The organism is Paractinoplanes rishiriensis, from assembly GCF_016862375.1.
In the GTDB taxonomy this organism is placed as follows: Bacteria; Actinomycetota; Actinomycetes; order Mycobacteriales; family Micromonosporaceae; genus Actinoplanes; species Actinoplanes rishiriensis.
Genome location: NZ_BOMV01000073.1, coordinates 99,528 through 120,446, shown reverse-complemented (window position 1 = coordinate 120,446; position 20,919 = coordinate 99,528). Strand labels below are relative to the sequence as shown.

Here is a 20,919-nt window from a genome sequence, read left to right as displayed (position 1 = left end):
GGTGCCGGGCGGTCACATCACGACGCCGCCGTTGGGGCTGAACGTCCACCCGACGTAGTAGTCGGCGGCGTCCGAGGCCAGGAACAGCACGGTTTCGGCCACCTCCGCGGGCCGCCCCCAGCGACCGGCCGGGATCGTCTCGCGGACCCGGTCGTTGAAGGTGACCGGATTGGCGGTCAGCATCGGTGTCTCGGTCATCCCGGGCGCCACCGCGTTGACGTTGATGCCCGCGCCGATCAGCTCCCGGGCCAGCGCCCGGGTAAGTGCGAGCACCCCGCCCTTGGCGGCGCAGTAGTGCACCAGCCGGGCCTCGCCGACAAACGCCAGCTCGGAGGCGATGTTGACGATGCGACCCCAGCCCCGCCTGGTCATCTCCGGAATCACGTTTTTGCTGCACAGGTAGACGGCCTTGAGGTTGGTGTCGACGACCCGGTCCCATTCGTCCTCGCCCAGCTCGGCGCACGTCGACCGGGAGATCACCCCCGCGTTGTTCACCAGGATGTCCACCGGCCCGAGCCGCTGCCGGACGTCGTCGACCAGGCCGGCCACCGCGGCGGCGTCCCGGACGTCCGCCTCGTGCACGACGGCGGGGGAGCCGGCCGCCTCGATCGCGGCGGCGACCCCGGCGGCCTCGGCCGGCTGCCGCCAGTGGTTGACCGCGACGCCGGCGCCGGCCCGTCCGAAGGCCACCGCGGTGGCCGCACCGATGCCGGTGGCCGCTCCCGTGACCAGCACCACCCGGCCGGCCAGCGAGCCGCTCATCGGCGACCGGTCCGGTCGAGCAGCGCGGCGGCGGCCGCGGCCACGGCCGCCTGCCCCGGCGGGTGCAGCAGGCGGTAGTGGTCGCCCGGCACCCGCTCGAGGGTCAGGATGCCGTCCACCCACCGCGCCCAGCCCGGTGCCGGACCGTCCTCGCCGGCCGGTCCGTCGCCGGCGGCGAGCAGGACGACCTCGCCGTCGTAGCGGCCGCCGGGGAGGTACCCGGCCAGGGCGCCGGCGTTCGCGGCGAACACCCGCAACGCCGCCGCGAGGAGCGAGGGCGGGACCAGGCCGTGCCCGGTCGCCCGCTCGTGCAGGCGTCCGAGGCGTCGCCCGGCCGGTATCCGGGCCAGTTCCGCGGCGTCCAGGCCCAGGTCGACGCCGGCGGTGCGGCCCCAGTCGGCGGCGAACGCGGCCACCAGCTCGGCGTCGTCCGGCTCCGCACCCGGCTCCGGATCGGGCGGGTAGGTGTCGATCAGCAGCACCGGCGGCCGTACGCCGTCGCGGGCCAGCCGGCGCGCCATCTCGAAGGCGACGACGCCGCCCATCGACCAGCCGGCCAGCACGATGCGGCGCGGATCGAGGCCGGCGTCGCGCAGGGCGGCGAGGTAGCTCTCGGCCATGTCCGGGATGGACATCGCCGGCGCCGCCTCCCCGTCCAGGCCCGCGGCGACCAGCCCGTGTACCGGGTACCCGGGTGGGAGGGCACGGGCCAGGCCGGCGTAGCACAGCACGTTGCCGCCGATGGGGTGGACGAGCACGAGCGCCGGGGCGGCACCCTCGCCGGGCCCGCGCAGGGCAACCAGCGGCGATCCGGTGTCGCGGTCCGGCGCTGCCATGGCCGCGGCGAGCCGGGCCACCGTCGGAGCCTGGAAGATGGTCGCGGCGCCGACCGGTACGCCGAGGTCGCGCCGGATCCGGTCGATGAGCCGCAGGGCCAGGAACGAATGCCCGCCGAGGGCGAAGAAGTCGTCGTCCCGCCCGACCCGCTTGACCCCCAGCAGCTCGCTCCACAGGTCAGCCAGCTGCCGCTCGGTCGCCGAATGCGGCGGTGCCGAGGCGCCGGCCGGGCCCGCCAGCGTGCCGGGTTCCGGCAGCGCGGACCGGTCCAGCTTGCCGTTGCGGGTCAGCGGCCACGAACCGACCGGGACGATCGCCGCGGGCACCAGGTGCTGCGGCAACCGCCGCGCCAGGTATGCGCGCAGTTCGCCGGCGGCGACCTCGACGCTGGTGTCCACGTAGCCCACCAGTGCCGGCTCACCGGCCACCCGGCGCAGCAGGACGGCGCTGGAGCGCACCGCGGGGTGGTCGCCGAGGACGGCCTCGATCTCGGCCGGCTCGATCCGGTAGCCGCGCACCTTCACCTGGTCGTCCAAGCGGCCCAGGTAGGCGAGGTCGCCGTCCGGGCCGCGGCGGGCCCGGTCGCCGCTGCGGTACAACCGGTCACCCGGCGCGCCGAACGGGTCGGGCCGGAACCGGTCGGCGGTCAGCCCGGCGGCGCCGAGGTAGCCGCGGGCCAGTCCGGCGCCGCCGACGTACAGCTCGCCGGGTGCGCCGGGCGGCACCGGCCGCATCCGCTCGTCCAGCAGGTGGACGCGGGCGTGCGGCAGGGCCCGGCCGATCGGGCTGCGGCTCAGCCGGGTGTCGGCGGCGGTGATCGGGCGCACCGTCGTGTGCACGGTCGTCTCGGTGATGCCGTAGAGGTTGACGATCGAGGGGCACTGATCACCGGGCCGGTCGAACCAGCGCCTCAGGTCGGCGGGGACGGCGGCCTCGCCGCCGAGCACGACGTAGCGCAGCGATGTCTCCGCCGGCAGGACTCTGCCGAGCTCGCGCAGCGCGGACGGGGTCTGGCTGAGCACGGTCACCCGTTCGGCGGCCAGCAGCCGCGCGAAATCCTCGGGGGCCCGGGCGACGTCCCGCGGCACCACCACGAGCGTTCCGCCGTAGCCGAGCGCGCCCCACATCTCCCAGACGGCGAAGTCGAAGGCGTACGAGTGGAACATCGTCCACACGTCGTCCGGCCCGAAGGCGAGGTGCGCCTCGGTCGCCCGCAACAGCCGCACCACCTGGTCGTGCTCGACGACGACGCCCTTGGGCCGGCCGGTGGAGCCGGAGGTGTAGATGACGTAGGCGGCGGTGCCGGGCAGCGGACCTGCCGGTGGCCGGGTGAGCTCGCCGGTCTCGTCGCACGGGTCGAGGGTGGCGCAGCCGCCGGCGATGCGTCCGGCCGTGACCGGATCGGTCAGCAGCAGCGCCGGCGCCGCGTCGGCCAGGATCAGGCGCAGCCGCTCGTCCGGGTGGCCGGGGTCGAGTGGCACGTAGGTGCCGCCGGCCTTGAGCACGGCCAGGATGGCGACGACCTGCTCGGGCGAGCGGTCCAGGCAGATCGCCACCCGGTGCTCCGCGGCGGCTCCCCGGGCGGCCAGCCGGTGCGCGAGCCGGTCGGACCGCTCGTCCAGCTGCCGGTAGGTCAACGACTCGCCAGCGCACCGCAGAGCCACCGCCTGCGGGCGGCTTGCGACCTGAGCGGCGAACAGATCGACCAGGGTCGCCCGCCGCGGTGCGGGCCCGGCCGCCGGGGTGTCGTCCGTGCCGGGCAGGTCCAGGTCGGACAGCCGCTCGTCCGGGCTGACCAGGGCCGCCTGCAACAGCGCGTCGAAGTAGCCGGCGAGCTGGCGGACCGTACCGGCCTCGAAGACGTCGGCGTTGTATTCGATCAGGACGGCGGCCGTGTCCCGGACCGGCGACACGTGGATGGAGAGGTCGAACTTGGCGGTCACCAGGTCGGGCTCGACCGGCTCGGCGGTCACTCCCGGCAGCGTGAAGGAGCCACCGGGTGTGTTGTGCAGTGTCAGCATCACCTGGAACAGCGGCGTGGTGCCGGGATCGCGGTGCGGGCGCAGCAGCTCCACCAGGTGCTCGAACGGCACGTCCTGCGCGTCGAACGCGTCCAGGCACACCCGGCGTACCCGGCCGAGCAGCTCGGTGAAGGTCGGGTCGCCGCCGAGGTCGGTGCGCAGGACCAGCGTGTTGACGAAGAACCCGATCAGCGGTTCCAGCTCGGGCCGGGTCCGGCCGGCCACCGTCGAGCCGACGCAGATGTCGGACTGTCCGGTGTACCGGGTGAGCACCGCCTGCAACGCTGCGAGCAGCACCATGAACCGGGTGCAGCCGGTGGCCGAGGCGACCCGGTCGAGCCGCTGCCAGACGGCCGGGTCGATCGGGCCCTCGACCACCCCGCCGCGGTGCGACCGGATCGTCGGCGCCGGCCGGTCGTACGGCAGGTCCAGCCGGTGTGGCGCGCCGGCGAGCTGGGTGGTCCAGTAGTCCAGCTGCCGGGCGTACGCCGACCGCTGCCGCCGCTCGTGCTGCCAGACCGCGTAGTCGCTGAACTGGAGGGCCGGCTCGGGCAGCGGTGACCGGCGGTTCTGCAGGTAGGCCGGGTAGAGCGCGGCCAGTTCGGCGTAGAAGATCCCGGCGGACCAGCCGTCGAACGCGATGTGGTGCACCGTGATGGTCAGCAGGTGGTCCTCGGCGCCGAGGCGCAGCAGCCGGGCCCGGAGCAGGGGCCCGCGCCGCAGGTCGAACGGCGTCCGGGCCTCCTCGTCGAGCCGGGCCAGCGCGGCGGCCAGCTGGGCCGGGCCGGTGCCCGGCACCGCCTCGACCGCCAGGTCGAACGGCGCGTCCGGCAGGACGATCTGCACGAGGTCACCGCCGGTGTCGTCGAACCGGGTGCGCAGCGCCTCGTGCCGGCGCACCACCTCGCGCAGGGCACGGCGCAGCGACCGCTCGTCCAACGGGCCGCGCAACCGTTCGGCGGACGGGATGTGGTAGGTGGCCGTGCCGGGCGAGAACCGTTCCAGGAACCAGAGACGGCGTTGCGAGTAGGCGGCCGGCGCCGCGCCCAGCCGCGGCCGGGCGGTGATCGGCTCCCGGTCGGACACCTCCGGCGGCGCCTGTGCCAACTGCTCGGCGAAGGTGGCCACGGTCGGCGACTGGAAGATGATCCACAACGGGATGCGCCGGCCGGTGGCCTCGCGGAGCCGGGTGATGGCGCGGGTGGCCAGCAGGGAGTGTCCGCCGAGGGCGAAGAAGTTGTCGTGCGCGCCGACCCGCCCGGCGCCGAGCACCTCCGCCCACACCTCGCTGACCAGGCGTTCCTCGTCGGTCCGCGGGGTCACGAAGGCCTGCCGCTCGTCGTTGTCGAAGGACGGCTCCGGCAGCGCGGCCCGGTCCAGCTTGCCGTTGCGGTTCAACGGCAGAGCCGGCAGCAGCGGATAGGCGGACGGCACCATGTACGCCGGCACCACGTCGCCGAGGTAGGTGCGCAGCTGGGCCGCGGCCGGCTGGTGACCGTCGGCCGGCACGACGTAGGCCACCAGCCGCTGTTCGCCGGCCGGGTCGGTGCGTACCACGACGGCGGACTCGCGCACCTCCGGGTGCCGGATGAGGGCGGCTGCCACCTCGTCCGGCTCGATCCGGTAGCCGCGGAGCTTCACCTGGTGGTCGACCCGCCCGGCGAACTCGAGCTGCCCGTCGTTGGTCCAGCGGACGACGTCCCCGGACCGGTACATCCGGGTGCCCGGCGGCCCATAGGGGTCGGGCCGGAACCGCTCCGCGGTCAGCGCCGGGCGTGCGAGGTAGCCGCGCGCCAGGCAGGCGCCGGCCAGGTACAGCTCGCCGCGCACGCCCTGCGGCAGGATCTCGAGGTCGCCGTCGAGGACGTACACCCGGCTGCCGTCGATCGGCCGTCCGATGGGCGGGTGCACCGGCCACGCCGCGCTCTCGCCGCCGGGCAGCGAGTAGGAGGTCACCACGTGCGTCTCGCTCGGCCCGTAGTGGTTGTGCAGCCGGCACCCGGGGTAGCGGCGGGCGAATTCGCGCAGCTCGTCGCTGACCACGAACGCCTCGCCGGCCTGCGCGACGTCGGTGAGCGCCGACAGGTCGACGCCGCGGTCCAGCGCCGACTTGAGCACGCCCTGCAGGACCTGGTTGGTCGCGTACAACTCGTTGATCCGCCGGTCGGCCAGCCAGTTGGCGAAGGCGTCCGGGTCCCGGCGGGTCAACTCGTCGACCACCACCAGGCACTTGCCGGTCAGCAGGGCGCCGAGGATCTCCTGCGCCGACACGTCGAAGGTGATGGTGGTGAACTGGGCGACCCGCCGGCCGGGGTCGGTGCCGAGGTGCCGGGCCTGCCAGTCGAGCATCGTCGCGATCGGTCCGCCGGGCATCAGGACGGCCTTGGGGGTGCCGGTGGAGCCCGAGGTGTAGAGCGCGTACAGCGGCGTGTCCGAGGTGCGGCCGGCGCCGGCCGGATCGTGCTCCGGCTGGGCGTCGAGCAGCGCGGCGGTGTCGACGACCAGCCGCACCGGGCCGGGCACGTCGGGTACCGCGGCCGTCTGGTCGTCGCTCAGCAGCACGGCGACCGGCTCGGCGTCGCGCAGCAACGCGGCGATCCGCTCCGGCGGATGGGCCGGGTCGACGGCGACGTACGCGGCGCCCGCCTTGGCGATGCCGAGCAGCGCGGCGATCTGCCCGGTGGACCGGCTGACAGCCAGCGCGGCCAGGCGTTCCGGCCCGGCGCCGTGGGCGAGCAGCCAGTGCGCGATCCGGTTGGCCCACGCGTTGAGCTCGCGATAGGTCAGCCGGTCGGTTCCGGCCTCCACCGCGACCGCGTCCGGCCGGCGCGCGGCCTGCGCCTCGAACAACTCCGGCACGGTCCGCGACGAGCCGGCCGGCGCCGGTGCGGCACCGGCGGCCAGCAGGCGGCGTCGTTCGTCCGCGCCGATCACCGGCAGTTCGCGAACTGGCCGGTCCGGCTCGGCCAGGCAGGCCCGGAGCAGGATCGGCAGGCTGTCCGACAGCCGCTGGATCGTGGCCGCGTCGAACAGGTCGGTGCTGTACTCGTACGACGTGCCGATCCGGCCGTCCGCCGCCCGCCAGGCCATCACGGTGAGGTCGAACTTCGCCGCGCGCAGCGCCGGCTCCAGCACGGTGACGTCCAGGCCGGCCAGAGCCGCCTCGTCCTCGCCGGGCGCGTTCTGCACCGCGAACATGACCTGGAACAACGGCGAATGGCTGATCGTACGTTCCGCGACCAGCGCGTCCACGACCTGCTCGAACGGGACGTCCTGATGCTCGAACGCGGTCAGGCTGTCAGCCCGTACGTCGCGCAGCAGCTGCCGGAAGGTCCGGTCGCCGGCCGGCTCGCCGCGGATCACCAGCGTGTTGGCGAAGAACCCGATGACCTGTTCCAGCTCGGGCCGGACCCGGCCGGCGACCGGGGTGCCGACCAGGATGTCGGTCTGCCCGCTGTACCGCGCCAGCAGGATCTGCAGCGCCGCCAGCAGGACCATGAAGTCGGTGACCCGCTCGGACCGGTTGATCGCGTCCAGGGCCGTCGTGATCTCGGCGGGCAGGGGTGCCAGGTGGACGGCGCCGGCCACGTCGCGCGCCCACGGGCGGGGCCGGTCCATCGGAAGCTCCAGCAGGCGCGGCGGATCGGCCAGCCGCTTGCGCCAGTACTCGATCTGGCGCTCGTGCAGCCCGGCGCGGGCCGGATCGCGCTGCCATTCCGAGTAGTCGGCGTACTGGACCGGCAGATCGGGCAGCGGGCTGGGGGCGCCCCGCCGGTAGGCGTCGTAGAGGGCGGCCAGCTCCCGGACCAGGACGCCGACCGACCAGCCGTCGGCCACGATGTGGTGCAGGACCAGGGACAGGACGTGGGTGCGCGCGCCGAGGCGAATCAGCCGGCAGCGCAGCAGGGGACCGGCGGCCAGGTCGAACGGCTCCTCGCCCAGCTCGGTGAGCAGGGCCGCGAGTGCCTCGTCCGAGGCGTCGTGGCCGGTGAGGTCGTGCATCGGCAGTTCGGGGTCCCGGCAGTCGGCGACGATCTGCACGGGTCCGCCGGGAGCGGCGCCGAACGTGGTGCGCAACGCCTCGTGCCGCCGCACGATCTCGATCAGCGCGCGATGCAGCGCGGACCGGTCGAGCTCCCCGGCCAGTCGCAGGGCCAGCGGGATGTTGTAGGTGAACGCGTTGGGCACCAGCTGGTCGAGGAACCACAGCCGCTGCTGCGCGAACGAGGCGGGCACCGTGAAGCTGTCGATCACCGGCTCAGTCGGCATCGCCGGACCGCCCACCCGCTCGGCCGGCCACCCGGTGCCGGGTCCGGTCGATGACCGGGATCGGTGCGGACTCCGCGCTCGCCGACCCGCTGATCCGGTCGGCCAGGGCCGCGACGCTCGGCGCCAGGAACACGGCGTTCACCGCGACGTCGACCTGCAGCGCGTCCCGGAGGCGGGCGACCAGCCGCACCGCGAGCAGCGAGTGACCGCCCGAATCGAAGAAGTCGTCGTGCACGCCGACCCGGCTCACCCCGAACACCTCGCCCCAGGCGGCCGCCACGATGGTCTCGGTAGGCGTCCGGGGCGCCTGGTACGGAACGGCCGCGCGGTCGTCGGGCCCGGGAGCCGGAAGGGCACGCCGGGCGAGCTTGCCGGCGGGGGTGCGGGGCAGCGCGGCCACCCGGACGAACGACGCCGGCACCTGATACCACGGCAGGTGGTCGGCGAGCGCCCGTCGGACCGCCGACCAGTCCGGCGTGGCATCGCGGGTGGCGCAGTAGGCCACCAGACGCTGGTCGCCCGGGCGGTCCTCGCGGACCACCACCGCCGCCTCCACGATGCCCGGCTGCCCGGTCAGCCGGTGTTCGATCTCGGCCGGTTCCACCCGGTAACCGCGAATCTTCACCTGGTCGTCGCGCCGGCCCAGGAAGTCGAGCACCCCGCCGTCGCGCCACCGGGCCAGGTCGCCGGTCCGGTACATGCGCCGGCCGGGTTCCGGGGCGAACGGGTCGGGCAGGAAGGCCTCCGCGGTCTGTCCCGGCCGGCCGAGATAGCCGCGGCCGACCTGCGCACCGGCGACGTAGAGCTCGCCGGGCAGGCCGACGGCCACCGGCTCGCCGCGGCGGTCGAGCACGTACAGGCGGGTGTTGTCGCCGGGCCGGCCGATCGGGGTGCCGTCGCCCTCCCGGCACGTCCACCGGGTCACGTCGATCGTGGTCTCGGAGGGCCCGTAGTGGTTGACCAGCGGCGCCGTGAACCGGGCGAGACATCGGCGTTGCAGCTCGTCGTCCAGCGCCTCGCCGCCGGACATCACCAGCCGTAGGGTGCGCCCGGCGCCGGGCGCCGCCGGGGTGTCCACGACGGCCCGCAACAGCGACGGCACGACGTGCAGCACCGTGACCCCGGCCTCGTCGATCAACTGCAGCAGACCGGCCGGGTCGCGCTGCAGGCCGGGCGGTGCCAGCACGAGCCGGGCGCCGGTGGTGAGCGGCCAGAACAGCTCCCGCACCGAGTCGTCGAAGCTCAGCGGCGTCTTGAGCAGCACCCGGTCGGCGGGGGTCAACCGATAGGTCCGCTGCACCCAGGCGAGGTGGCTGGCCAGCCCGCCGTGGGTGTTGGCTGCCGCCTTGGGCACACCGGTCGAACCCGACGTGTACATCAGGTAGGCGAGCTGGGCGGCCACCGGCGCTCCGGCGCCGGGTGCTGGCCCGCTGGGCGGCGCCGTGGCGGCGTCCAGCTGGACCACGGCGGGCGCATCCGGCGCGCCGGCGACGTCCGAGGTGGTGAGGACGATCTCGACACCGGCGTCGGCGGCCAGGTACGCCAGGCGCGCGGCCGGCAGCTCCGGATCCATCGGCACGTACACCGCGCCGGCCGCGAGGGTGGCCAGGACGGCCACCGCCAGATCCGGGGTCCGGTGCAGGCAGACGCCGATCCGGGTCTCCGGTCCCGCGCCGTGGCGTCGCAGCAGGCTGACCAGGCTGCCGACCCGCTCCGCCAGGGCGCCGTAGGTGACGTCGGTGTCGCCCGCGCTGACCGCGATCCGGTCGGGCGCCTCGGCGGCGCGCTCGGCGAACAGCTCCGGCACCGACCGGCCGGCCGGGGCGCCGGTCGCGTTCCAGGCCGACACCACGTCGTTGCGCTCGGCCGGGGTCGTCAGGTCGACCGCGGTCACGGCGACGTCCGGGTCGGCGACGACTACGGCCAGGGTGCGCACCAGATGCCGGCGCAGACGCTCGACGGTCGCCGGCTCGAACAGATCGGTCCGGTAGCCGAACGTGCCGGAGATGCCGTCGGGGCCGTCCTCGATGTCGAGCATGAGATCGAACTTGGCGTCACCCGCGTCCACCCGCCGCACCTCGCACCCGACGTCACCCCAGTCAAGCCGGGTCCGGCCGACGTCCAGGAGGTCGAACACCACCTGGAGGAACGGGGTGTACCCGGGGCTGCGCTCCGGGCGCAGGTGCCGGACCACGTGATCGAACGGCAGTTCCTGATGCTCCAGGGCGGACAGTACGGTGGCCCGGGTCCGGCGCAGGTGGGTGCGGAAGCTCGGCTCGCCGGACAGGTCGCCGCGCAGCACCACGGTGTTGAGGAACATGCCGATCAGCGGTTCCAGCTCGGGCCGCCGGCGTCCGGCGACCGGGCTGCCGACGACCACGTCCGGCTGCCCGCAGTGGCGCGCCAGCACCATCTGCAGGGCGGCCAGGACCGTCATGAACGTGGTCACCCGCTCGGCGCTGTTGAGCGCGCGCAGCCCGTCGACCAGCTCGGCGTCGAGCCGGAACCCATGTTCCCGTCCCCGGAAGGACGGCACCACCGGGCGTGGCCGGTCGGTCGGCAGGTGCATCAGGGCCGGAGCGCCGGCCAGCTGTCCGGTCCAGTAGCGCACCAGGTCGTCGTAGGCCGGGCCGCGCAACCGGCCGGTCTGCCACACGGCGTAGTCGGCGTACTGGATCGGAAGCTCGCCGAGCGCCGGCTGCCGTCCGGTTCTCCCGGCCCGGTAGAGCTCGCCGAGCTCGTCCAGGAACACCCGCACCGACCAGCCGTCCGCCACGATGTGATGAAAGGCTACGAAGAGGACGTGCTCGTCGGCGCCGAGCCGGATCAGCGTGGTGCTGAACAGCGGGCCCGTCGTGAGGTCGAACGGGCGGCCGGCCAGGGTGTGCACCAGGCGGTCCGCCGCGGCGGCACGATCGGCCGGTGCCACCGGGCCGAGGTCGACGACCTCCAGCGGCTGCGCCGCCGCGGGCTGGACGATCTGGGTCGGAGCGCCGTCGCGCTCCGGAAACGTGGTGCGCAAGATCTCGTGCCGCGCGACGAGACGGGACAGCGCATCGCGCAGCGCCGCCGGATCGAGTGGCCCGCGCAGCCGCAACGCCAGCGGAACGTTGTAGGCGACGTTGCCGCCCGGGCCGGCGAGCCGGTCCACGAACCACAGTCCCTCCTGGAGCGGTGTGGCCGGCACAACCGCGCCGGCGGCCCGCCCCGGGATCCGCTCCGGCCGGTCCGGCTGGCCGCGCAGCCTGCGCAGCAGCGCGAGGCGGCCGGCGTCACGATCCCGCTCGATTTCGGAGTCCACGAGGGTCAACCTAGGCAGCGGCTGATCGGCTGTAATCATGTGCGCCGCTGAGTGCCGGTCAACATCCTGCTTAGCGCCCGGCCGGGCGGCGGACCAGGAGCGGGGTCAGGGCGAGCACCACGACCGTGCTCACCACCCCGGCGGCGAACATGCCGCTGACCGGCAGCACCGCGAGCAGGAGGCCGGCCAGCGCGAACCCGAGGCCGTTGGCCGTGTCCAGGATGGCGAAGCCCTCGACCTGCCGGTGCGCCGGGATGGCGTGTCCGGCGGCGTGTGACCGCACCGTGTTGATCGGGGCGGTGAAGGCGCCCAGCAGGAAGAAGCCGATGAAGATCAAGGGCAGCGAGAACTCGAACGCGATCAGCGCGACACTGCCGGCCATCAGGGTGAGCAGAACGACGGCCTGAGCCGTGTTGGACGCCCTGATCCGGTTGCCCTTCCAGGCGTAGAGGAGGCCGGCCGTGGCGCTGGCGGCGGCCAGCGCCGCGATCATCGCGGACGCCATCGCGTTGCCGAGCCCGAGCGACCGGGCCAGCGGCAGGGCACCGATCTCGGCGGTGCCGAGGAGATGACCGAAGGCGATCGCCACCAGGAGCCAGAAGAGGTAGCGCGGGTTGCGCCACAGCGAGCCGGTCGGTTTCGCCGGTTCCGGCGTCGTCTCCGCCTCGGCGGCGGCCGGCTCCGGTTCCGGCGGGGGCACTGTCCGGGACGCCCCGGGCTGACGGAACAGCAAGGCGCCGACCCCGGTGCAGAGCGCCATCGCCACCAGTGGTCCGACGCCGCCGAACAGGGCCGCGAAGGCCACCGCGAACGGCGCCACGATGATCACCAGCTCGACCACCGAGGAGTCCACGGCCAGCGCCTTCGGCAGCATCGGATCGGACACCGTACGGCCGAGCATGACCCGCACGACGCCGCCCGCGCCGGAACCGATGCAGGAGAACACGATGACCGCGGCCACCAGCACCGCGGTGGGCGCCTTGATGAAGAACAGGCCGGCCAGCAGCAGCCGGGCGACGGCGCTGAAGGCCAGCGACCGCGGTGCCCACTTGACCACCCCGAGCCGATCGATGATCCGGCCGGTGATCGGGGCGGACAGCTCCACCGCCACCAGCATCACCGCGAGGAGCAGGCCGCCGGTCTTCGGGCTGCCCAGCAGCTCGATGCTGACCAGGACGTACGCGATCGGAGCCATGAACGACGGCAGCCGGATCAGCTGGGTGGCGATCGACCATCGCCAGTAGCCCCGATCCCGCAGCAGCTGGCTGAGCCGGACTTCGCTGGAGGTGGCAGTCATGCGTCTTCTCCGATACTGAACGTGTGGTCAACGGGGCGTCGCGCTCACTCCGCCGAACGGAGGCTGTGCTGAAACCCGTAGAGCACCGCCTCGGTGCGGCTCCGCAGGTTGAGTTTGGAGAGGATGTGATAGACGTGGCTGCGTACCGTGGTCTCCCGGATGCGCAGCGCCCGCGAGATCTCGGCGTTCGACCGGCCGCTGCCGAGCAGCCGCAGCACCTCCCACTCCCGGTCGCTGAGCTTGCCGGTCGGGATCTCCCGGTTCACCGTCTGGTGAGCCAGGCGCTCCGCCAGCCAGTCGAGGAAGTGCCGGGCGAGCGTGGGGGAGAGGTAGGCGCCGGAGTGGGCCACCGAGCGCACCGCCTGGTACACGTCGTCCAGCGCCGAGTGCCGCGCGACGAACCCGCGGATCCCCTGCTGGACATACCGGATCAGAGCGTCCCGGTCGGTGTCCCGCAGCAGCACCACGACGCGATGGTGCGGCCGGGTGGCCAGGACAGCCAGGTCGAGCCGGTCACCGGCAGCCGGCATCGACCCGACCAGCACCACGTCGAAGTCCGGCCGGACGATGCCGTTCAGGAGCTGGCTGCCGGTCTCGACCTCGCCGACGACATCGACGTCGGTGCCCTGAAGGCTGGCGGTCAGGCCGGCACGGACGAGTGGCTCCGCCTCGCAGACCAGGACGCGGACCGGGTCCGCTGACGTGTTCGGGAGCATCTGAACCTCCGGAGTCCGACGGGAGATCCAGCATGCGTGGCAGGTCGCCGCGCCGGCTTCCCATCGGCTTCCCGGCGGATCCAGCGGCGCACCTCGCCCCGTACCGGGCGGCCGGGTGGTCGCTTCCGGATGCCTTCCCATTCGTCCGGTGGCCGGTAAGCAAGGTCGGGGCACCATGGCTCAGGCGGTCACCCGGAGCGGCCGTGCCCGCGGCATCCGGTAACGCGGTGGCCGCAGCACCACCCCGTCGAACGACCGGGCGACCTCCTCGGCGGCGGCCCGCGCGGCGGGCGTACCGGGATCGGCGTTGAACCGCATCGACCGCTGCGCCGCCCGCAGGAACGCGGTGATCTGCTCCTGGGTGAATCCCTTGCCGAAGAGATAGGGCAACGCCCAGAAGTCGAAGTTGTAGGTCGGTATCCACACCGAACCGGTGACCTCGGCGAAGATGCGGTCGAGCGCGTCGCCGGCGCCGTCGATGTCCATCGTGGCGTGCCGCCATTGGTAGCCCTGGCCGGTGATGCCGAGCACGTCGGCCTGCGCGTGGATCGGCGAGCGATGGTTGTACCACCACGGCTCGGCGCGGAAGAAGCTCGGCTGGGCCTCGTTGAGGAAGTCGATGGTCCGCTGCACCGTCGCCGCCGTCTCGCCGGGAAAGCCCACGACGAAAGAGGCGAACGTGGTGATCGACCGCTCGGTCAGCCGGCGGATGCTGGACCGGTACGCGTCCGAAGTGGCCGACTTGTGCATCAGCTTCAGCACGCCGTCGTCCGCCGATTCGATGCCCAGGAAGACTGCCGCGCACCCGCTGGCGGCCATCAGGTCGTAGGTCTCCTCGTCGCGCGCCGAGGAGGCCCGGAAGAACGAGTACCAGCGGAACGGGAACCGGTTGCGGATCATCATCCGGCACAGTTCCTTGAACCGCGGCAGCGGCACGTTGAACGTGTCGTCGATGAAGACGACGTGTTCCACGCCGCGTTCGGCCAGCAGCGTCAGCTCGGCCTCCACCACGTCGAGACCGGCCAGGCTCAGAGCGCCGGCGCGCGCCGGGAAGTCGCAGAAACTGCATTTAAAAGCACAACTTCTGGCCGTACGGGTCTGAGCCGTGCGCCCGAGTTCCGTGTCGTCGAACAGCCGCCAGTTGATGGTGCCCTCGTCCACCGGGGTGTTCTCCGGCCGTCGCCGGGTGAAGCGGAACTCCTCGCCGTTACGCCAGTAGACGTTGTCCACGTGCGCCGGTGACTCGCCGGCCCGGGCCCCGCGTACGAGGTCGAGCAGCGCGCACTCGCCTTGCGAGTCGTGCACGTAGACGTCGGCGTCCATCCACTCGAACATCTCGGTCAGGGTCTCCGGATCCAGGTCGCGGGCCAGGTTGTCGATCAGCGGCCCGCCCACCGCCACCAGGCTCTCCGGCCGCACCGACCGGACGAACGCCACGATCTCGGCCACCGGCGCGGCGGTGAGGTAGAACGTCGTCGTGATCGCCACGACCCGCGGCCGCTGGTCCCGCAGGAGGGCGGCGATCCGTTCCTTCTCGGCGTGGAAGAGGCTGGCGAAGGTCGCCGTGCAGCCGCGCTGCACCAGGAAGCTGGTGAGATAGACGGCGGCCAGGTTGGCGACCTCGCCGACGTGGTAGTAGGAGTCCGGCGGGCCGATGCCACGCTCGCCGACGTAGTGGTTGATGACGTCCATGTACGGCAGCCGGCTTCCGTCGACCACCAGGTGGTCCCGCATGAAGATGCGACGATCGGGGAAGTCCGGGCCTCGATTCAGAACGCGCTGTTCATGATTCGAGAAGGGCGGATCGTTGTAGCCGAGCACCAGACAGTCGAGTCCCTGCACCATGCGCAATCCCTTCGGAGAACCGGACGCTAACAACGGTTCACCGCGGTGCGATTCCGCAGACGGCCGATCGCCGTTCATCGGGTTGTCTACGGGCATTCCGGAGCTGGTTCCTGGGCACCCAGGCGTACCAGGTCCGGCATCCGGTAATGACGGCCGTACGCCGGCTCGCGTCCGGCCGGCTCCACCAGGTGCGCGTCGTAGAGCTCCTCGAGCAGGTCGTCGGCCCGCGCCGGCTGCATGGCGAGCAGTGCCGCGGCTGCCTCGGCAGTGATCTCCGCCGGATTCAGCGCGGCGAGCCGGCGCAGCAACCGGCGGGCCTCCGGACCGAGGCTGGCGATGCTGCCGGCGATCGAGTGGCGGACGTCGAGCGGACCGTACGCGAGTTCGTCCAGCCGGTGGCTCTCGTCCCGCAGCCGGCCGGCCAGGTCGCTGACCGTCCAGTGCGGCCTGGACTGCAGGCGGGCGCCGGCGATCCGGAGCGCCAGCGGCAGGTGTCCGCACGCGCGGGCCAGCTCGGCGGTGGCCGCGGGGGCGACCTTCACCCGTTCGCCGCCCACCACCCGGGACAGCAGCCGTACGGCGTCGGCCGGGCTCAGCACGTCGAGGCGCAACGTCCGGGCGCCGAGGGCGGCCCCCAACCGCGGCCGGCCGTTGACCAGCACCACGCACCCGCTGCCGCCGGGGATCAGCGGCCGGACCTGTTCGTCGCTCATCGCGTCGTCGAGTACGACCAGCATCCGCCGGTCGGCGAGCAGGTCCCGGTAGACGTCGATGCGCTCATCCAGGGTGTCCGGCAGGCGGGTGGTGCCCAGAGCGCGCAGGAACCGGCCGAGAACGTCGTGCGGCGTCGCCGGGGCGCAGTTGGTGCCGTGGAGGTCCGCGTACAGCTGGCCGTCGCCGAAGCGGCTCTGCAGGTGGTGCGCGACGTGCACGGTCAGGGCGGTCTTTCCCACCCCCGCCTGGCCGCACACCGCCATCACCAGCACGCCGTCTCCGCGGTCGCGGCTGGCCAGGTCGGCCAGATAGCCGGCCTCGACGGCGCGTCCGGTGAAGTCCAGAAGATCCGATGGCAGCGTACGCGGGACACGCCCGGACGGCGTTGCCGGCGCGGGCGGGTCAGCCGTATCCCGGGCCGTGGCGCCGGCCTTGCGGGACGTGGCGCGCAGCAGATCGAGGTGAATGCCCTGCAACTCGGCACCCGGGTCGACGCCCAATTCGTCGGCGAGCCATCGGCGGGTCCGCTCGTAGACGGTGAACGCCTCGGCGGTGCGCCCGGCCCGTTGCAGGGCCAGCATGATCTGACCGGTGAGGCGTTCCCGTTCCGGATTGGAGGCGGTCAGGCCGACGAACTCGTCCACCGAGTTGTGCGGGGTGTCCATGCCTGTCTCGAGAGCCAGCAGGTCCTCGATGGCGGTGAGGCGCTGGGAATCGAGCTGCCGCACGAGCCCGTCCAGCAGTCCCGAGGCCGGTGGCCCGCCGAGCACGGGCCCGCGCCACAGCCCGAGCGCCGCGCGTAGCAGGCGACAGGCATCCGGCGGCGCCACCGCCCGCCGGGCCTCGCTCACCGCCCGGCAGAACCGGGTCGCGTCGATTTGTTCCGGCGGGATGCTCAGGCTGTAGCCGTCGCCGTGGGTGATCAGCCGTCCCTCGAAGCCGCCCGACTGCAGGAGCGCCCGCAGCTCGGACACCCGGGTCTGCAGGACCGCCCGGGCGGTCTTCGGCGCGTGGTCCGGCCACAGCACGTCGATCATGCGCTCGAATGACACGACCTGTCCGGTCTGCAACGCAAGCAGGCCGATCACCGTCGCGAGCTGGCGTCGCGGCAGATGCAGCGGCCGCCCAGCGGCCCAGATCTCGACCGCGCCCAGCACGCGAATCTCCGTATCCCGCACGTCGCGGGTCAGCATGGACGCGCCCCCCGTTGCTCGTCACTCTGACACCGAATCTCGTATTAACTTTTGGGTGAAGTAGCGAGCCGAACATCCAATGTAGCTGCCGCGCGGCCGGCCGGGTTGCCCCTGCTACCTGCTTGACGATGTCCCGGGGTATGTCCACCTGCCCGGTCAGCGTTTGCCGGCCGCCTCGAGGTCGGCGGTGAGGGCGGCGAGCCGGTGCGCCTCGCGGGGATCGGGTGACGCGGCGTGCAGCGCGCTCGCGTCGTTGAGGGCGCGCCGTGCCCCGGCCTGGTCGTCTTCCGCGAGAAGCAGGCCGGCCAGGTCGAGCAGGACGCCGATGGCGCCGGGCGTGTCGTCCATGGTGCGGTGGACGTTCGCCGCGGCGGCGAGTTCGGCGGCTGCGGCGGGCATCTCGCCGAGTGCGCGCAGGCTCTCGGCTAGTGCGGCTCGGGTCAGCGCCTCGACGAACTGGTTTCCTACCTCGTCCTGTACGCCGAGCGCGGCGCGGTACTCGGTGACCGCCCGCCGGTGGTCGCCGGCGCGGGCGTGGGCTTCGCCGAGGCAGGTCAGCGAGTCCAGCTCCTGGGCGCGGTCGCCGTCCGCGCGGGCGATGGCCAGCGCCTGCCGGTGGTGGTCCACCGCCTCGGCGTGCTGCCCCAGGACCGAGAGGACGTCGCCCACGTTCTGCAGAGCCGCCGTCAGGTACGGGTGGTCGGGCTCGAAGTCGGGGTCGAACAACGCCAGCGCGCTCCGGTAGGCCGGCAGCGCGCGCTCGGGGGAACCGGACTCGTTGTACATCCAGCCGAGGTTGTTGAGCGCCAGAGCCTCGCGTTGCCGGTCACCCACCCGGCGTGCGAGCACCAGGACCCGCTGTTGCTCCTCGATCGCGGCGTCGTAGTCGCGCGCCCTGGTCAGGGCAGTGGCCAGCAGGGACCGCGCGCGGTCCTCCAGGCCCGGGTCGTCCAGCGCGACCGCGGCGGCGACCGAGTGCCGCTGGATCTCGATCGCGCTGGCCCAGTTCCGGTGCTGGTAGTAGCCGCGCACCAGATACGGGATCCGGAACGCGTCCACGTGCCGCCCGGTCGACGCGGCGTGCCGTACCAGGGCGCTGATGTTGCGCTGTTCCAGGTCGAGCCAGGCCAGCGCGTCCAGGGCGGTGTCGAAGGCCGGCGGTCCGTCGACGTACAGAACCGGCGGGCGGCCGGGCATGAGCAGGCGGTCGGACGAACAGATCCGGACCAGATACCAGTGGTAGAGCCGGTCCAGCGCGGCGTCCCGCTCCGGCTGGGGCTCGTCGGCCTCCGCGCGCTCCTCGGCGTACCGGCGGATCAGGTCGTGGAACGTGTAGCGCCGGGCCGGAAGCGGCTGGAGGAGGTGGGCGTCGGTGAGCACCTCGAGCAGCTGCGCGGCGGCCTCCTCGTCGATGCCCGCGAGGGCGGCCGCGGCCGGCGGATGGACTTCCAGGTCGGCGATCAGGCCCAGGAGGCGGAACAGCCGCCGCACGGGCGGTTCGAGGCGGCGGTACGACAGCGCGAGCGCGGTGCCGACCGCGGCCTGGTCGTCGTCCGGCACGGCGAGCACGTCGAGGCGGCTGGCCCGGAGCTCGTCGAGGTAGTCGGCGATGGTGCGGCGCGGCTGGTCGATGAGGTTGGCGGCGGCGATGCGCAGCGCTAGGGGCAGGTGGCCGCAGGCGGCCGCGAGGTCGGCGAGGGCGTCCGGTGGATCCGCCGGCCGGCCGCCGCCCAGAATCGCCGCGAGCAGTTCGCAGGCGTCCGGCCCGGGCATCGGCTCCAGCAGCAACCGGTGGGCGCCGTCGATGGCGATCAGTCCGCTGAGGCGGTTCCGGCTGGTCACGACGGCCAGGCTCGCCGGTGTGCCGGGCAGCAGCGGGCGGATCTGGTCGGCCTCGGCCGCGTTGTCCAGCAGGATCAGGACCCGGCGCTCGGCCAGCATCGACCGGTACAGCCCGGACGCCTCGGCGACCTCGGCCGGTATCCGGTCCGGCGGCACGCCGAGGGCGCCGAGCAAGGTCGCGAGGGCCTCGCCGGCCGTCACCGGCTCCTTGACGGCGAAACCGCGCAGGTTGACGTACAGCTGGCCGTCGGGGAACCGGTCCCGCCGGCGGTGCGCCCAGTGCACGGCGAGCGCGGTCTTCCCCAACCCTGGATTACGACACACTTCCCGTGGGATCATTGACGTATGGAGTTTTCAAGGAACGAACCGCAGAACGCCATCGGTTACGTGCGGCTGTCGGAGTTGCGTCGGGTCGATCTTGACGATGACGGCAACGGTAAGGGCAACGAGGATCAACGCGAGCGTATCGTGGCTCGGGCTGCGGCCAAGGGTTGGCGGATCATTCATTGGATTGTGGAAAACGATCTTTCCCCGGGTCGGGGTAAGAACCGCAGCGCGTCCGCGTTCAAGCGTCGCAAGATCAAGCTTCCGGACGGCCGGGTGGAGATGCGGACGGTCCGTCCGGGGTTCCGCAAGGCCCTGGATCTGCTGGCGTCGGGTAAGGCGGACGGGTTCGTGGCGTTGGATCTTGACCGCACGGTGCGCGATCCGCGGGACCTGGAGGACATGATCGATGTGGTGGAACAGCACCGGATGCCGGTGGACTCGGTGACGGGTTCGTTGCGGTTGGGCACGGATGCGGATATCACGATGGCGCGGGTGATGGTGGCGGTGGCGAACAAGGAGTCTCGGGATAAGGCTCGGCGGGTTGCTGCCGCGCGGGAGCGTCAGGCCAAGGCTGGGGAGTATGGCGGGGGCCGCCGTCCGTTCGGGTTCGATGAGGACGGCGTTACGCCGCGCCCGGAGGAGACGGCAGTGATCAAGGACTGCACGATCCGGTGTGTGCAAGGTGCCTCGTTGCGGTCGCTGGCGGGTGATCTGCGCAAGGGTGACGTGCCCACGGTGACCGGGGCGCAGTGGAGCGCCGAGACGCTGCGGGACATCCTGTTGCGGCCCCGCAACGCGGGCCGGATGGTGTACCAGGGTGAGGAGATCGGCGATGCGCCGTGGGAGCCGATCGTGGCGGTGGAGACGTTCCGTGCGCTGGTGTCGAAGTTGACCGACCCTGCCCGCAAGACCGGGCCGGGCGCGGCCCCGAAGTGGCTCGGGAGCAACCTGTACACGTGCGGGATCTGCACGGCGGAGGACTACTCGACGCGGGTGGGTGTGCAGGTACGCATTGGTGGGCGGCAACCGGCGTACCGGTGCGCCGACCGCAACCACCTCGTGCGCGCGGTCAAGCACGTGGACGCGTTGGTGGAAAGGCTGATCGTCGCCCGGCTGTCCCGAGATGACGCGGTAGACCTGTTGCCCACGACCGGCCCGGAGGTGGACGTCAAGGGGTTGCGCGCCGAAGCGCAGGCCATCCGCAAAAACCTCAATGAGCTTGCCGAAGACAAGTCGCTCGGGCTGATCGACCGGGCGCAACTAATCTCCGGAACGGAGAAGGGCAAGAAGCGCCTTGAGGCGATCACCAGCCTGTTGCAGGAGGCCACCGTTGACTCCCCGCTGGCTGATCTGATCGGGGCCGAAGACGTGCAAGCAACCTGGGAAGGGTTGTCGCTGTCGCACCAGCGGCTCGTCATCGATGAGTTAGTGACGGTGCGGATTCTGCCGTCCGGGCGGGCCGGACGCGGGTTCGACCCCGCCACGGTGGACATCCGGTGGAAGCACCAGAGTAACCCGCGCGGGGGCGGACGCCGCGCCCGGCGTATCGCACCCGCTGACCAGCAAGAGGCGTGAGCGCATCTCTCGGGGCCGGGGAGTCCGAGCCAGCAGGGGCGTGACCGGATGACCGGTCGCGCCCCTGCTGGCTGCTTGAAGTGCTGTCTATACGGCGGGCCGCCGGCGGGTGGTGGTGGTGTTCGGCCGGTAGGTGGCCCCGGCGAAGGCGCGAGTGCCGCTCACGCGGTGTGGAAACCGGTAGGACTTTCCGGAGTCTCCGGTAGCTGGTGTTAGCTAC

General features: G+C 72.7%; 9 protein-coding genes. 1 reads left to right on the top strand and 8 read right to left on the bottom strand.

The window, feature by feature from the left end; all coding sequences use genetic code 11:
* Nucleotides 1-12 precede the first annotated feature (12 nt).
* From Ari01nite_RS34775 to Ari01nite_RS34740, 8 genes are all read right to left on the bottom strand, one after another.
* Nucleotides 13-762, bottom strand: coding sequence for an SDR family NAD(P)-dependent oxidoreductase (locus Ari01nite_RS34775; protein WP_203786501.1), 750 nt, complete (start codon nucleotides 760-762; stop codon nucleotides 13-15).
* Nucleotides 759-7,889, bottom strand: a complete 7,131-nt coding sequence (locus Ari01nite_RS34770) for a non-ribosomal peptide synthetase (protein ID WP_203786500.1) — start codon at nucleotides 7,887-7,889, stop codon at nucleotides 759-761. Before Ari01nite_RS34770 ends, Ari01nite_RS34775 begins: the two co-directional genes overlap by 4 nt.
* Entirely contained in the window at nucleotides 7,879-11,190 is a 3,312-nt protein-coding gene (locus Ari01nite_RS34765) for a non-ribosomal peptide synthetase (RefSeq protein ID WP_203786499.1), read from the bottom strand. The genes Ari01nite_RS34770 and Ari01nite_RS34765 overlap by 11 nt, the downstream gene beginning before the upstream one ends.
* Before the next feature lie 70 nt (nucleotides 11,191-11,260).
* Nucleotides 11,261-12,487, bottom strand: a complete 1,227-nt coding sequence (locus tag Ari01nite_RS34760) for an MFS transporter (protein ID WP_203786498.1) — start codon at nucleotides 12,485-12,487, stop codon at nucleotides 11,261-11,263.
* A gap of 44 nt (nucleotides 12,488-12,531) precedes the next feature.
* A complete protein-coding gene (locus Ari01nite_RS34755; protein ID WP_203786497.1) occupies nucleotides 12,532-13,203 on the bottom strand; it encodes a response regulator transcription factor in 672 nt (223 codons plus the stop codon).
* Nucleotides 13,204-13,383: 180 nt separating this feature from the next.
* The gene (locus tag Ari01nite_RS34750) at nucleotides 13,384-15,048 is read right to left on the bottom strand and encodes a PhpK family radical SAM P-methyltransferase (protein ID WP_203786496.1); all 1,665 of its coding nucleotides are present in this window, start codon (nucleotides 15,046-15,048) and stop codon (nucleotides 13,384-13,386) included.
* Nucleotides 15,049-15,134: 86 nt separating this feature from the next.
* Nucleotides 15,135-16,955, bottom strand: coding sequence for an AfsR/SARP family transcriptional regulator (locus Ari01nite_RS34745; protein WP_203786495.1), 1,821 nt, complete (start codon nucleotides 16,953-16,955; stop codon nucleotides 15,135-15,137).
* 156 nt (nucleotides 16,956-17,111) lie between these two features.
* Entirely contained in the window at nucleotides 17,112-19,103 is a 1,992-nt protein-coding gene (locus Ari01nite_RS34740; protein WP_203786494.1) for an ATP-binding protein, read from the bottom strand.
* Between the two features lie 39 nt (nucleotides 19,104-19,142).
* On the opposite strand from Ari01nite_RS34740, the gene Ari01nite_RS34735 reads away from it, so the two are divergent.
* A complete protein-coding gene (locus tag Ari01nite_RS34735) occupies nucleotides 19,143-20,699 on the top strand; it encodes a recombinase family protein (protein ID WP_203786493.1) in 1,557 nt (518 codons plus the stop codon).
* The last annotated feature ends 220 nt before the right edge of the window (nucleotides 20,700-20,919 follow it).